The sequence below is a fragment of the Flavobacterium sp. MDT1-60 genome (assembly GCF_014844035.1).
Classification (GTDB): Bacteria; Bacteroidota; Bacteroidia; order Flavobacteriales; family Flavobacteriaceae; genus Flavobacterium.
Genome location: NZ_CP062159.1, coordinates 4,102,205 through 4,116,440 on the forward strand (window position 1 = coordinate 4,102,205; position 14,236 = coordinate 4,116,440).

Consider the following 14,236-nt stretch of genomic DNA (forward strand, 5'->3'; position numbering starts at 1 on the left):
AATTTGGAATTTAAAAAAATTGGAATTTAAAATTAAAATTTTATGAAAAACATCATTACTCAATTCTCCCGAATATTCGTCGGCGTATTATTTATCATATCAGGATTAATAAAACTAAATGATCCGGTTGGTTTCTCTTATAAACTGGCTGAGTATTTTAGCGAGCCGGTTTTCAATATGCCCTTTTTAGAGCCGTTTGCTTTAGGGTTAGCGATCTTTTTAGTGATTTTAGAAGTAGTTTTAGGTGTCATGTTATTGGTGGGTTATAAAGTAAAAACTACGATTTTGGCTTTATTGCTTTTAATCGTTTTCTTTACCTTCCTTACCTTCTACTCGGCTTATTTTGATGTGGTAAAAGATTGTGGTTGTTTTGGAGATGCTTTGCATTTAACGCCGTGGCAATCCTTCACAAAAGATGTGGTTTTATTATTCTTTATTCTGATTTTATTCTTCAATCAAAAATTAATAAAACCCTTATTTTCAACTCCACAAACCAATTTTGCCGTTTATGTAAGCGTTGTTTTATGTGCTTTTATGGCAGTTTGGGTTTTGAATCACAATCCGATAAAAGATTTCCGCCCTTACAAAGTAGGAACTAATATCGAAAAAGGAATGGAAATTCCGAAAGGCGCTCCAAAGTCTGTAGTTGAAATGATTTTCATCTACAAAGTAAACGGCGTTGATAAAGAATTTGGTGAAAAAGATTTAATGAATATCCCTGCAGGTGCCACTTTCGTAGATAGAAAAGACAAAGTAATTACGGAAGGTTATGTTCCGCCAATTCACGATTTCACCATGACAAAAGACGATTCTGATTATAAAGAGGAACTTTTAAAAGAACCTAAATTATTACTTTTTGTTACTTACGATCTGACTTTATCTGAACCAGATGGAATGAAAAAATTAGAAGCTTTAAATAAAGAAGCGCAATCTAAAGGTTATAAAGTGGTTGCCATGACCGCTTCAGGAGCTGATGAGATTGCAAAAGCTAAAAAAGAATACGGCTTAAATGTTGATTTTTATTTTTGCGATGCAACCGCCTTAAAAACGATTGAAAGAGCAAATCCGAGCATTGTAGTTATTCACAAAGGAACAATTGTTCAAAAAGTTAATTATAACGATATTGATGATTTGAAATTATCAAATATTGCATATGGTATATAATAAATAATATTTACTCTTCAAAAAAGCTACAATTAAAATTGTAGCTTTTTTTTTACTTAATTCTGTATTTTTGTGAATTCAAATTAAAAGAATGAAACATATAAAATATGACTTATATAGAAATACTGACACAACTATTTTCGAATTTAAAAGTATTGGCGCAAATGGAGAAATAACGAAAGTCATAATTTTTAGCGCAACTCAATCTGTAGAAATTTATAATTTAGCATTTGGAGATTTGATTTATAATGAAGTTCAGAAAAAATATATCTTGGATGATTCAACAATTACAGACAATGGAGACAGAAATATAATTTTAGCTACCGTTGCCAGATCGGTTTATATTTTTACAAAAAAATATCCTGAAAAGATGGTCTTTTTTAAAGGTAGTACACTTGGACGAACACGTTTATATAGAAGGGCAATCTCTATGAATTTAGAAGAATTATCCGAAACTTTTACTATCTTTGGATCAATAAGGAATGAGTTTGGAAGTGTTATTAGTGTTCCTTTCAAACCCAATGGTGATTTTTTTGGTTTTATTATAAAAAGAAAAGAATTATGAAAACTATAGTAAAGAAAGTTTCAGGTGAAAATAAAAAGGCTTCTATTAATTCTAAGGTGAAAATTGATAAAAAATTAGACGATTTAAAAATTATAGAATCCAATAAGCAAGAAGAAGTTAATAAACTTACTTTTAATTTGAATTTATAATTACCACATCTATAACTAAAAAGTCCTTTCAAATTGGACTTTTTTTTATGAAAAAAAATTACACCTTTTATGAAACAATTACAAAAATTCTCATTTACTTTTTTACTAACGATTTTATTAAGTTCTATTGCTTGTAGTCAATCTCAAATTACAAAGAATGATCAAAAATATATCTTTTTCCTTCATAATGCATTTGTTGAGCAAAATGATTTGAGTGTCGCTCACCCAGAGTATGGAAAAGCAGAATACAACGAGATCTTAGCTTCCTTCAGAAAAGATAACTTCATTGTTTACAGTGAAATCAGAAAGAAAAACACTAATGCTTATGACTACGCTGAAAAAATAGCCAAACAGGTTAATAAACTGCTTAAAAAAGGCGTGCCTCCAAATAAAATAACTGTAATCGGAACTTCGAAAGGCGGTTATATTGCACAATACGTTTCGACTTTTGTAGCCAATCCGGATATGAATTTTGTTTATATAGGCTGTTTTATGGATACCGATATCGAACAAATTCCGGATATCAATTACTGCGGAAACATTCTGACTATTTATGAAAAATCAGACGTTTACGGTGTTTCAGCAATCAAAAGGAAAGAAACTTCGAAACTTAAAATAAATCATTTTAAGGAAATTGAATTGAATACCAATCTGAAGCACGGTTTTTTGTACAAAGCATCAGATTTATGGATTGCTCCTTGTAAAAAATGGGCAAATGGTAATTATGATTTAAACTAATAATTTCACAAAAAAATATTTTAAAAGTCTTCAATACTTAAAATTTTATTGAAGACTTTTTTTGTTGAAATCTGACGTTTTTTCAATTTTAAAATTTACCAAAAAACAAAAAACACGTTCAAAATTTTACTTCATTAGAAGATCATTTCCAAAATTTTTCATTTTTCAGAATAACTATTACGTTTTCAATTGTGTTTTTATAACCTAAATTCTTTGTTTTGTTACAAAATAAACGACTCTTCAAATTTTGTTAATCTCCATTTGGCTTTCAATTTGTTTGTTTAACTTTGTTCGGCATGAATTATCCGTATTTCTGAATCACAAGAAATGAAGAGCGGTATATCATATTCTATTAAAAACAAAATTTATCTAAGTATGAAACAAATAGCCCTGGTTGTAATTGCATTTATTACTTTTTCATGTTCTCAAGCTCAGAAAACGGAAAAAACAAGCTTTTCTAAAGAAGCGTTATCAGAAAAATTATTGACTGTTGATGGAGGTCAGACTTCTTTCAAGAACATTTTGAAAAAATATAAAGGAAAAACTTTGGTAATCGAAGTTTGGGCTTCATGGTGTGGCGATTGCGTAAAAGCAATGCCAAAAGTAAAAGACTTACAAGCCAACAATCCTGATGTTTCTTATTTATTCCTTTCTGCTGATAAAACGACTGAAAAATGGAAAATCGGAATTGAAAAACACGAATTGAAAGGCGATCATTTTATGATGAACGACGGAATGAAAGGTGTATTTGGAAAAGCTATTGATTTAGACTGGATTCCAAGATATATCATCATTGACAAAACTGGCAAAATAGTGCTTTACCGCGCTATTGAAACTGATTTTGATAAAATCAATGAAACCTTAAAAAGTTTAAAACAAGCTTAAAACACCTCACAAATTACCACAAAAAAACAAAAATTAAAAGAATAATAAAAACTACCAAAATGAGAAAAAAGATTGTTGCAGGAAACTGGAAAATGCATAAAAACGCAGAACAAACTCAAGAATTATTAAGTGAATTAATTACAAAAATACCTGCACAAACAACTGCTCAGGTAATTGTTGCGCCAACATTTGTAAACTTGCAGGCTGCAGTTGCAAAAGTAAAAAACACAACTATTGGAGTTGCTGCTCAAAACGTGCACCAGGCTGAAGGTGGTGCTTTTACAGGAGAGATTTCTGCAGATATGTTAACAAGCATTGGTGTAAATACCGTAATTCTTGGTCACTCTGAACGTCGTGCTATTTTTCATGAAACAGATGCATTGATCGCAAACAAAGTAGATACCGCTTTGAAACATGATATGACTGTAATTTTCTGTTTTGGAGAAGAATTAAAAGATCGTCAATCTGGAAATCACTTCAATATTGTAGAAAATCAATTACGTGACGGATTATTCCATATTGCAAAAGAATCCTGGTCAAAAGTTGTTTTAGCTTACGAGCCAGTTTGGGCAATTGGAACCGGAGAAACTGCTTCACCAGAACAAGCTCAGGAAATGCACGAATTCATTAGAGAAGTTGTTCGTAAAGCATTTGGTGCTGACATCGCCGATGAAGTTTCTATTTTATACGGTGGTTCTGTAAAACCAGACAACGCAAAAGAAATTTTCTCTAAACCAGACGTAGACGGTGGTTTAATTGGAGGTGCTGCATTAAAAGCTGATGATTTCTTAGCAATTGTTACAGCAATCTAGATTTTAGATTTTGAAATCTCATTATATATAAAAAGCGTTCGCGGTGCGAACGCTTTTTTTGTGCTTAAATAATTCTTGAATTAAAATGTTCTCCCAGATTTTTAAGCAACTTCTGCTTTCTATTGTTACCTTTGCAAAAAAATTATTTATGTCAAATATATATTTAGGATATCATTTTACGATTGAGCCAAAAGAACCGGGATCAGAAATTTTAATTGCCGAATTAGGTGAGAAAGCGTTTGAGACTTTTACAGAAACTGAGAATGGAATTTCGGCTTATGTGAAGAAAGATTTATGGGATGAAAACATTCTGGATGACATTTATATTTTAGGGTCGAAAGAATTTAAAATTGAATATACTGTTGAAGAAATCGATCAGGTAAACTGGAACGAAGAATGGGAAAAGAACTTTGAAGCGATTGATGTTGATGGAAAATGTCATGTTCGTGCCCCTTTTCATCCAAAAACGGATGCCGAATTTGATATTGTAATCGAACCAAAAATGAGTTTCGGAACAGGTCATCACGAAACAACACACATGATGATTCAGCATTTGTTAGAAATGGATGTTGCAGGTTTAAAAACTTTAGACATGGGTTGCGGAACTGCGATTTTAGCCATTTTAGCCGAAATGAAAGGCGCTCAGCCGATCGATGCTATTGATATCGATAATTGGTGTTATTTGAATTCAATTGAAAATGCAGAACGCAATAACTGCAAACATATCACCGTTTATGAAGGCGACGCTGCTTTATTAGCCGGTAAAAAATACGATTTGATTATCGCCAACATTAACCGAAATATTTTATTGAACGATATGCAAAGTTATGTTGACTCTTTAAATCCAAAAGGAATTATCCTTTTTAGCGGTTTTTATGAAGAAGATATTCCTTTTATCGATGCATCATGCACTGAGAAAGGATTAACCTATGTTAAAAAATTTCAAAGAAACAACTGGGTTTCATTAAAATACGTAAATTAGTTTTAGTAATTACAACAGTACAAAAACCTAAAAACATGAGTACTAAAGAAAAAGTAAGAGAAAGAGTTCGTGAAAAAGAAGCAGTTGGTTTCAATAATGAAATCATTGTTTATAATGACGATGTAAACACTTTTGATCACGTAATTGACACTTTAATGCGTGTTTGCAGTCACACGGCTGAACAGGCAGAACAATGTTCCTTAATCGTACATTACAATGGAAAATGCACTGTAAAAACAGGGCCAATGGACAAATTAAAACCCCAATGCACACAACTTTTGGAAGCTGGACTTAGCGCCGAAATTGTTTAGTTGCAAATAATTAAAAAACGCATTCTATTTTGTTTTACACTGAAACGAAATAGAATGCGTTTTCATTTTAAACTGTCTGAAATTATGAGAATTATTCGGTTTTTTATACTTCTTCTATTAATGCCTTGTCTCCTAAAAGGACAAGCAAAATTTGAATCTATTAGAAAACAACTGACCAAAAATAAAACCTACGAGTATGTTTATAATTTTGAAAATAATTACGCCAGAGTCAGAACTTTTAATGGAAAAATGGGATTGATTGACAGCACTGGAAATTTAATTATTAAACCCAGTTATCAATCTATTAACAATAGAAAAGAGCTTAAAAACTTATTTGAAGTTGCAATTGTTTCTAATAAAAAATTCAAACGCGGTTATATTGATTTAAAAGAAAACATTAAAATCCCGATTGAATATGATGATGTCTTTTATTTGGGAGATGGTCTTATAAGAGTGTCAAAAAACAACAAAACGGGAGTTCTGGATACTTTAAACAAGATAATTTTACCTTTAAACTTTGATTTTATAATGGAGTCCGACGGGATTTTGTTTGTTCAAACCAATAATACAATCGATATTTTTGATGCTAGAGGAAAACAGTTAACAAATTTTCAAGCCGAAGACATTACCTATTTTAAAGATAAAAGGTCTATTGTAACTCTTCAAAACAAGGCAACTTTTATAATTGATGATAATGGAAATGTAATTTTAAATTCTCTTAAAAATCATAAATTTGAAAATATAATTGATACAGAATCTTATATTATATTTAATACAATTACAAAGAAAAAAGGTGTAATAAATTCCCTGGGGCAATATGAAATCGAATGTAAATATGATGAAATTTCACCGTCTAATTTAATTTATGTTGTTAGAAATAATGAAAAAAGCGGTTTTATAAATAAAAAGGATTCTGTTTTAAAACCGTTAGTTTACAATCATATTTTTTCTGTTTTTTATAAAGATACTATTCAATTTCAAAATCAATATTTTGTTCATAAAGGCGATTTACAAGGTGTAATAAATCCATTTTTAGAGAAAGAGATAATTCCAATTTCTTATAAATACATAGATCATCTTTCTAACTATTACATTACAGCTAATCTGGATAATAAAAACGGAATGTTTTCATCAAATGGTACGATTATAATTCCTGAAGATTACAATTTTTACAATGTATCGTCCAATAAAATTTTTGCCGAAAAAAAATCAAAAAAATATCTCCTTACTATAGAAGACAGCAGTTACAGGGAAACGGAAATTTTTGTCGATGAATTTGTTAAAGAAAAATTTAACTTCGGCGGGTTTTCAAAAAGTAATTATCAAATCTTCAAAAAGGAAAATAAAATTGGTGTAATTAGTAATAAAAATAAAATTGTGATTCCATCTGAATTTGATTTTATTACTGAAATCTATTCTACAGGGGAGTTTATTGTTCAAAAAAACAAAAAATACGGAATTGTAAGTGGTGGCAATCAAGTCATTTTAGAATTAAAATATGACAATTTTAAAATAATTAAAGAAGTAGTTAAATTTGGAATTAAAAACCAAAAAGCAACAAAATTTTATTCCGTCGACTTTTCTAAAGAATTTACAGAATAGTTGCTTATGAGGAATTAAGTATATGCATTCGAACAGTTAATTTTAAATAATTTAAAAAACATTCTATTTTATTCTATATTTGAAATAAAATAGAATGTTTTTTTATGGAAGAATACGGGAAAATATTAATTATTGCCACGCCTATTTTTTTGATTTTAATTATAATTGAAAAAATTTATGGCATCTATAAAAAAGAAGACACTGCGCCTTTAATAGACAGCGTATCCAGTATTAGTTCCGGAATTACCAACTCGGTAAAAGATGTTCTAGGCTTGAGCCTGACTTTTATTTCCTACGAATGGCTGGTTTCTAACATTGCGATTTATCATCTTGAAGCTAATATCCTCTCCTATTTCATTGCGTTTTTTGTTATCGATTTTTATGGCTATTGGAGCCATAGATGGGCACATCAAATTAATTTTTTTTGGAATAAACATGCGATTCACCATAGTAGTGAAGAATTTAATTTGGCTTGCGCCTTACGTCAGCCCATTGCGAGTTTAGCTAATCTGTTTACTTTTTTATTGATTCCTGCAGCATTATTAGGCGTTCCCGCTTCTGTAATTGCTATTACCTTGCCGCTGCATTTATTTTTGCAGTTTTGGTACCATACCAAACACATCAAAAAAATGGGTTTTCTGGAAAATATTCTGGTAACCCCTTCGCATCATCGCGTACATCATGCCATAAATCCTGAATATTTAGATAAAAATCATTCACAGATATTTATTTTTTGGGATAAGCTTTTTGGTACTTTTCAGGCCGAATTAGATGATGTTCCACCAGTTTTCGGAATCACGAGACCGGCCCATACATGGAATCCGATTAAGATTAATTTTCAACATCTTACCTTATTGATCAAAGATGCCTGGCGTGCAGAAAACTGGAAAGACAAGCTCACCATATGGTTTAAACCAACCGGCTGGCGTCCTGAAAACTTTGAAGAAAAATATCCTGTACACAAAATTGAGAATGTTTATGATTTTGAAAAATATGGAACGCAAAATTCTCAAAAGCTCATTTATTGGTCTGTCGCTCAAGTATTAATAACACTTTTATTTGTGACCTATTTGTTTGATAATATTGCCAAAATTGGTTTACCTAATATCTTTATTTATGGCTTTTTCATTTTAATTACTATTTACAGCTACTCTGAATTGATGGATAAAAGCACATATGCCATCTATTGGGAAGGATTACGTTTTATCACGGCCATTGCCATTATAATCTATTATGGAGATTGGTTTGGCTTAAACAAGGTTTTTCCTTTCTCAAATTATATCATTTTAAGTTATTTAGGTCTTTCACTATTAGCTTCTGCATATTTTATTACGAAAGACTTTAAAACTATTCAAAATCAATTAATAAATTCATAACCCCAAATTATGAGAAACGCTAACTTTTCTAAAATCTACATTGCATTTAGCTTGCTTTATCTAATTATTTTGCTTTTAGGATATGAAAATTTTGATTTGTTTTTAAAACCTGCCCTAATTCCAATTTTAGGTTTTGAAGTATATTTAAATCGAAAATTCCCTACTAAAAATGCACTCCTATTAGCTTTATTGTTTTCATGGATTGGAGACATTATTTTGCTGTTTGCAGACATTGCCGAAATCTATTTTATTTTAGGCCTTATTTCTTTTTTAGCTGCACATGTTATTTACTGTGTTCTTTTTAATAATCAAATAAAAGCTAAAGCTCAAAAAAACAGTATTGTTTTCGGAATTGGAAGTGTCATAATTGCGCTTTATTTAATTGGGATGCTTTCTGTTTTATTGCCTTCTTTGGGCGATTTGAAAATACCTGTTACCGTATATGCGAGCGTTATTTCGATCATGGTTTTATTTGCTTTTAATGGTTTTTTTGTTTGGAAAAACCCCGGAAATAAGTACGTTATCAGTGGAGCAATTGTATTTGTTATTTCTGATAGTATTTTGGCAATCAATAAATTTTATACGTCAATCGAAAGAAGCTCCTTTTTTATTATGCTGACTTATCTTGTGGCACAATATCTGATAGTGGTTGGTATATTAAAACTAAATCCTGAAAAAGCAGAATAACTTGCAATGGAACGCGGATGAGACTGATTATGTGGATTTTCGCCGGCTTTTTTTAAATCTTTTTTAATTCTTTATCCCGATAGCTATCGGAAGTGGCAAAAACTATTTTAATTTTACATTTGTACGACCAATACCTTAAACCATGAAAAAAATAGCTTTTTTTATCATTTTACTTATTACCGCAACTTCATGCGTGAGCACAAAATCGACTTTGAAAAATGTAGATGACAACGCTCCCGATTTGATTTTGAAGAAAGACAATACTTTTGCCATAACTCTTTTTAGCAAAGACAGAAAATATGGTTATGATCCCGATTATCCCGTGAATATTTTTTACCAAAACACTAGAAATGAAACTTTAAATGAAACCCGTTTTTTGAATGCTTTGGCGGGACCAAACGGAGAAAAAATCACTCATAAACGTCTGGAAACATGTTGTCCCTTTCCAACCAAAAGAAGTGATATGGGAGCCGGATTTCTGAATGTATATGAATTAACCTGGCAAGGACAAAAGAAACCTATTACGCTTTATTTGAATGTGTATGAAAAAGGAGTTTTAATGGTTCCGATGGGATTGAGTTTGAAGAAGGAATAGATGCTAAAAAAATACTCTTAAGCATTCTTATAATACTATTAGCTCTTTTCGGATGGATAGGGTTTGGATTGTATTTAATGGAAATTGACGATCATTATGGCGATTTACAAGAAGTTTATTTTGATTCAAAAAGTGGTGATATTATTGTAAACAAGCAAACTCAAAAGTTTGGTATCATTACAAAAAATTGGAAAAGAGCTGACGTAATCACAAAAGAGAATGACACTTTAGATTTATATGCCTTAATTTATACAAATCAGGTAGAAAATAAATATGAAGTTTTCAGAAGCGAAAATGAATTAAAAATTAAGGAATTGACTTTTGATAGGATAGTTAAACTTAAAGAGGAGAAATTAATTGAAACAGTGATTAAAAATTAAGTTCATGTTAGGAATACTATCTCTAATCTTAATGATATTACCTTTGCTATTTCAGTTTATATATGGAGCAAAAGCCATTTTTAAAACTACTTCAATGACGTTTGGAAAAGTGTCCTTAACGAGTTTCATTTTACAAATAATATTTTCAACTGCTATTTTTGGAGTTACTTATTATAATTTTTCAAAGTATTTTGATGAACATCCGGACAAAACCAGATGTTTAACACCTATAGCAGGTCTTATATTTCTCCTTCCATTTTTGACTATTGTGCTATTAGTGACTATAGCCGTACAATATTTTATAAAACAAGGAAAGAAAATAAACTAAGATCAAATAAATTGTAATGAAAACAAAAATAGCTTTTATAATTTCCACACTTTTATCGCTAATTGTATTTCCTTATTACATTGCTATTCTTACTATAAATTTTGATTTCTTTTATTCAATAATTCCAGGCTGAAATACTACTATTATTCCTGGTCAAGTAATTTCGAATTTGATCAAATTTTAAGCGTTGTAACATTTCATTATTGGAAGCTTTCAAAATTAAATAAAGAGATCAGTTATAAATTCTTAATACATTTTGGCTTAACTGTTCCAGGAATTTTATTTGGCAAAATAAATCTTTATGACTTCCTTAACTTCAATTCCGTTGATCCAGACCATTTTATTGAATTGAATTTTTGCTTTTATAAAACATTATTTATAAATTTGCAGTATGAAAAAGATTACAATAAATAAAAAAGTAGTATTAGAATCTGTAGTTAAGATGGCTGCTGATAAAGATGCTGTGCGTTCTTTTTTAAAAGGCAAAACTCCTATAGAATCATTAAAAGAAAAAGGAATTAGACTTGCCAATCCCCTATAATTATTATTTAAGCGAAGATTCTCAATTCTTCTATTTTTCTACAAAAAATGCAATAGAATATCGTATTGCATTTATACAAGATGAAACTTTTAGTGCTGTATCAGGATTTGAAATCAATAATATTTTTCAAATCGTAATTGAAAAAGTTAATGATGAAATTGAAAGATTTGATGCTAAAGTTTCGTCAACTATAAAAGCTATAATTACTGCATTTTTCATAAATTCTCAGAACGCAATGATTTACATTTGTGATGATAAGGATAAAAAAGGAATTAAACGATTTAATACTTTCAACAGATGGTACAAAAATAGTGGTCTTATAAATATTGAAAAAAAAGACAACATCATAAATTGTTTTTCTAATGACCAGAATTTCATAATTTATTCTTCTCTTTTATATCATCAAAATAATAAGAATAAAGAAACTATACTCGAAGTTTTTAATACAATACAAGAAATTTTAAACGAGAAATAATTTATCAAAATAATGGAACAATCAAAAAATCATAATAAAATTGAAACTGCAAGTTTCGATTTACAACAATATTTAGACAGAATCAAATTTTCAGGAGAAATTGAATTGAATATTGAAGGTATTACAAAATTAATGCGTTCTCAATTATTCACTGTTCCTTTTGAAAACATTGATGTGCAGGCCGGGAAAGTTATATCGTTAAATGGCGATGATATTGTAAATCAAATTGTAAATAAAAATCGCGGTGGGTATTGTTATCAGATCAATGGTTTGTTTTCATTGGTTTTACAGGAAATTGGGATTCCGCATTATTATGTTGCAGCGCGTCCAATGGTGAATCCGGGTCAAAATCCGAAAACACATTTGGGAATCATTGCAACAATTGAAGATGAAGAGTATTTGATTGATTTAGGATTTGGAGGCAATAGCATCAGAAAACCTTTGAAGTTAGGCGATACCGGAACTGAGATTCAACATGATTCTGATATTTTTACTTTAGTCAAAACAGAAGAAAATGAATTTTTATTACAAGTTTTGATTGGAAAAGAATGGTCTAATCTCTATTCTTTTGGTTTGACTCCTCAAAGATGGATCGATTTTAAACCTGCCAATCATTACAATTATTCACATCCAGATTCCGTTTTTGTACAAAACCTAATTGTGGTTTTACAAAATCCTTTGGGTAAGAAAATAGTATTTAAAAATGCTGTAAAATCTGTGACGAACGGTACGACTGAAATTGTTTCTTTTGAAGACGATCAATTAGAAAGTATTTTGGAATCAGAATTCAATTTAAAAATATAATTAAACTTTTTTGGGCTAACGCGAGCAACCCGTCACGCGCGCAACGTTAATAATCACTTTTATTCCTTTCCCCAGATCCTTGTATTCAAATCCATTTCATGAACAATATCGTGCATGAATTGAACTATAGAAAGATCTTCTTTTAAAAGGTCAGTATCTAAAAGTGAGTTATAAATAGGCGGTTCAAAATAATTAGTACCTAACGGAAAGGCAATATACATTTTAGAATTTATAAATGACATTGATATTGTTTCGTCCGATTTACTGTTTAATTTCAGAATTCTTTCCATCATAGCTGGCGTCAAAATATATCGCGCTTCGATTTGATTGCTGGAATAAGTCACAAATTCATTATTGAATTCTGTATTTTCTAATTGAATGATTTCTTGATTTCCAAAACTGAAAAGGTTTTTAGAGAACCAGGCTCCCACAGCATTTCCAAAATCTTTTGGTCGTACGACAGTAGAAACATTAAATTTTTTATTGAAATCGGCAACAAAAATTATTCCTTTAAAGATGGTATGCCAATGTGTTTGTGTTCCGTTTTTGATCGTGTTTCAGTTTTGTATTCGGCATGAACTTCGGCAAAATAAAAAGATGTTTTATCTATAGTTCCGCTTATCATGTCTTCAGTTTTATAGCGATCTGGTTCAGTTCTAAAAAGTTCTGAACTAATAAACTCATATTCTGGAAAACCACTTTGTGGGGCTATAGTTAAACTTTCGTTTATTCCTTTTAAAGCCAATTCAATTACATTTGATTTAAAATCAGTTTTATACTTTTTTACATCATCGTTTATTTGAAAAAGTAGTACTCCGCCAATCATTCCCGGCAATAAGGCTAATAAAACTGCTAAAATTTCAAAACCTAAAATTAAACCAATCACTGCAACTACAACTGCAATACCAAGAAAAACATAACTTTTTGTGCAAATTGACGAAATCCTTTTGCGTTCAATTTCTAATGTCATTAATACCTCTTGCAAGGCTAAATTGCTTTTAATTCCTGAATCCATTAATTGTTGAAAAGTTCTTTTGCACTAATATTTTTACGCTCTTCTTCTGATGTTACTAAAACATCTATTTTTTGATATTTTAGCATTCCGGCAAATATACTTCCAGGAAACATCATAATTGCATTATTGTATTCTGTTACAACTGCATTATAAGTTCTTCTGGCAGCAGCGATTTGTTCTTCGCTTTCCGTCCAAGTTGCCTGCAGATTATTAAAATTAGAATTGGCTTTTAAATCAGGATAGTTTTCTATGTTTACCATTAATCCTTTAACACTGGTACTTAATTGCGCATCTAAACTTGCTTTTTCAATATCGGTTACTGAACTTGATGTAGCTTTTGCACGAAGTTCAACAATTTTAGTTAAAGTTTCTTGCTCATAGTCTGTATATTGTTTTACAATTTCAACTAAATTCGGAATTAAATCAAATCGTTTTTTGAGCATTACATCCATTGATGAAAAAGCATTAGTAACCTGATTCTTTTTTCCGATCAAATTGTTATAATAAAAAATTCCTATAATTAATAAGAAGCCAATAATTGCAAGTCCGATAATCATGTCTATGGTTTTAATTGATTTAAAAACAAATATAGAAAAAAGGAAATAAGTTTTGATTTTATTTATCAGACAATACCGCTTAAAAAGAAGTGATTTTTATCTTAAAAACTCCTAATTCCACTAAAGTCCTAGCCCTGATAAAAGTGGAAATCCTTTTTTGAGAAAGCCTATTTTTTATGGTTTTTGCAGAGCGACCGGAGGAAGCTCCTGCAAAGACCAATAAAAAAAGGTTTTGGAGAAAAAGTTTGAAACGGATAGCAGGATTAGCTT

At 30.3% G+C, this 14,236-nt stretch carries 20 protein-coding genes; 17 read left to right on the forward strand and 3 right to left on the reverse strand.

The annotated features are described in order from the left end of the window. The first annotated feature begins 42 nt into the window (after positions 1-42). The 17 genes from IHE43_RS17160 to IHE43_RS17240 all read left to right on the forward strand — a co-directional run bounded on the left by IHE43_RS17160 (position 43) and on the right by IHE43_RS17240 (position 12,394). Entirely contained in the window at positions 43-1,164 is a 1,122-nt protein-coding gene (locus IHE43_RS17160) for a BT_3928 family protein (RefSeq protein ID WP_192185038.1), read from the forward strand. Between the two features lie 91 nt (positions 1,165-1,255). Next, entirely contained in the window at positions 1,256-1,729 is a 474-nt protein-coding gene (locus tag IHE43_RS17165; protein WP_192185039.1) for a hypothetical protein, read from the forward strand. Then, entirely contained in the window at positions 1,726-1,878 is a 153-nt protein-coding gene (locus IHE43_RS17170) for a hypothetical protein (RefSeq protein WP_192185040.1), read from the forward strand. Before IHE43_RS17165 ends, IHE43_RS17170 begins: the two co-directional genes overlap by 4 nt. Positions 1,879-1,947: 69 nt before the next feature. Then, positions 1,948-2,616, forward strand: a complete 669-nt coding sequence (locus IHE43_RS17175) for an Mbeg1-like protein (protein WP_192185041.1) — start codon at positions 1,948-1,950, stop codon at positions 2,614-2,616. Between the two features lie 375 nt (positions 2,617-2,991). Beyond that, positions 2,992-3,501 carry a TlpA disulfide reductase family protein gene (locus IHE43_RS17180; RefSeq protein ID WP_192185042.1) on the forward strand — a complete coding sequence of 170 codons (510 nt, stop codon included), beginning with the start codon at positions 2,992-2,994 and terminating at the stop codon, positions 3,499-3,501. 59 nt (positions 3,502-3,560) lie between these two features. Beyond that, on the forward strand, positions 3,561-4,313 hold the full coding sequence (gene tpiA, locus IHE43_RS17185) for a triose-phosphate isomerase (RefSeq protein WP_192185043.1): 753 nt from the start codon (positions 3,561-3,563) through the stop codon (positions 4,311-4,313). Between the two features lie 148 nt (positions 4,314-4,461). Next, positions 4,462-5,295: a 50S ribosomal protein L11 methyltransferase gene (gene prmA, locus IHE43_RS17190; RefSeq protein WP_192185044.1), complete on the forward strand. Its 834-nt coding sequence runs from the start codon at positions 4,462-4,464 to the stop codon at positions 5,293-5,295. Positions 5,296-5,330: 35 nt separating this feature from the next. Continuing rightward, positions 5,331-5,606 (forward strand): ATP-dependent Clp protease adaptor ClpS, encoded by a 276-nt coding sequence (locus IHE43_RS17195; protein ID WP_192185045.1) that lies wholly within the window; start codon positions 5,331-5,333, stop codon positions 5,604-5,606. A 54-nt stretch (positions 5,607-5,660) separates the two neighbouring features. Beyond that, complete coding sequence (locus tag IHE43_RS17200) at positions 5,661-7,208, forward strand: WG repeat-containing protein (RefSeq protein WP_192185046.1); 1,548 nt, start codon at positions 5,661-5,663, stop codon at positions 7,206-7,208. Between the two features lie 104 nt (positions 7,209-7,312). Then, positions 7,313-8,584: a sterol desaturase family protein gene (locus IHE43_RS17205; protein ID WP_192185047.1), complete on the forward strand. Its 1,272-nt coding sequence runs from the start codon at positions 7,313-7,315 to the stop codon at positions 8,582-8,584. Between the two features lie 9 nt (positions 8,585-8,593). After that, on the forward strand, positions 8,594-9,271 hold the full coding sequence (locus tag IHE43_RS17210) for a lysoplasmalogenase (protein ID WP_192185048.1): 678 nt from the start codon (positions 8,594-8,596) through the stop codon (positions 9,269-9,271). Between the two features lie 142 nt (positions 9,272-9,413). Beyond that, positions 9,414-9,866 carry a 2-dehydro-3-deoxyphosphooctonate aldolase gene (locus IHE43_RS17215; protein WP_192185049.1) on the forward strand — a complete coding sequence of 151 codons (453 nt, stop codon included), beginning with the start codon at positions 9,414-9,416 and terminating at the stop codon, positions 9,864-9,866. A gap of 77 nt (positions 9,867-9,943) precedes the next feature. After that, positions 9,944-10,246, forward strand: coding sequence for a hypothetical protein (locus IHE43_RS17220; RefSeq protein WP_192185050.1), 303 nt, complete (start codon positions 9,944-9,946; stop codon positions 10,244-10,246). A 4-nt stretch (positions 10,247-10,250) separates the two neighbouring features. Beyond that, positions 10,251-10,574 (forward strand): hypothetical protein, encoded by a 324-nt coding sequence (locus IHE43_RS17225; RefSeq protein WP_192185051.1) that lies wholly within the window; start codon positions 10,251-10,253, stop codon positions 10,572-10,574. 391 nt (positions 10,575-10,965) lie between these two features. Then, on the forward strand, positions 10,966-11,115 hold the full coding sequence (locus tag IHE43_RS17230; RefSeq protein ID WP_192185052.1) for a hypothetical protein: 150 nt from the start codon (positions 10,966-10,968) through the stop codon (positions 11,113-11,115). Further along, complete coding sequence (locus IHE43_RS17235) at positions 11,099-11,590, forward strand: DUF6169 family protein (RefSeq protein WP_192185053.1); 492 nt, start codon at positions 11,099-11,101, stop codon at positions 11,588-11,590. Before IHE43_RS17230 ends, IHE43_RS17235 begins: the two co-directional genes overlap by 17 nt. Positions 11,591-11,602: 12 nt before the next feature. Continuing rightward, positions 11,603-12,394, forward strand: a complete 792-nt coding sequence (locus tag IHE43_RS17240) for an arylamine N-acetyltransferase (RefSeq protein WP_192185054.1) — start codon at positions 11,603-11,605, stop codon at positions 12,392-12,394. Positions 12,395-12,453: 59 nt separating this feature from the next. Here the strand turns inward: IHE43_RS17240 and IHE43_RS23700 are convergent, their stop codons facing one another. From IHE43_RS23700 to IHE43_RS17250, 3 genes are read right to left on the reverse strand one after another with little or no spacing between them, the layout of a single operon-like run. Further along, on the reverse strand, positions 12,454-12,945 hold the full coding sequence (locus IHE43_RS23700; RefSeq protein WP_225585504.1) for a DUF3137 domain-containing protein: 492 nt from the start codon (positions 12,943-12,945) through the stop codon (positions 12,454-12,456). Beyond that, entirely contained in the window at positions 12,897-13,409 is a 513-nt protein-coding gene (locus IHE43_RS23705) for a hypothetical protein (RefSeq protein WP_225585176.1), read from the reverse strand. Before IHE43_RS23705 ends, IHE43_RS23700 begins: the two co-directional genes overlap by 49 nt. Further along, positions 13,409-13,966 (reverse strand): LemA family protein, encoded by a 558-nt coding sequence (locus tag IHE43_RS17250; RefSeq protein ID WP_192185055.1) that lies wholly within the window; start codon positions 13,964-13,966, stop codon positions 13,409-13,411. Before IHE43_RS17250 ends, IHE43_RS23705 begins: the two co-directional genes overlap by 1 nt. Positions 13,967-14,236: the final 270 nt, after the last annotated feature.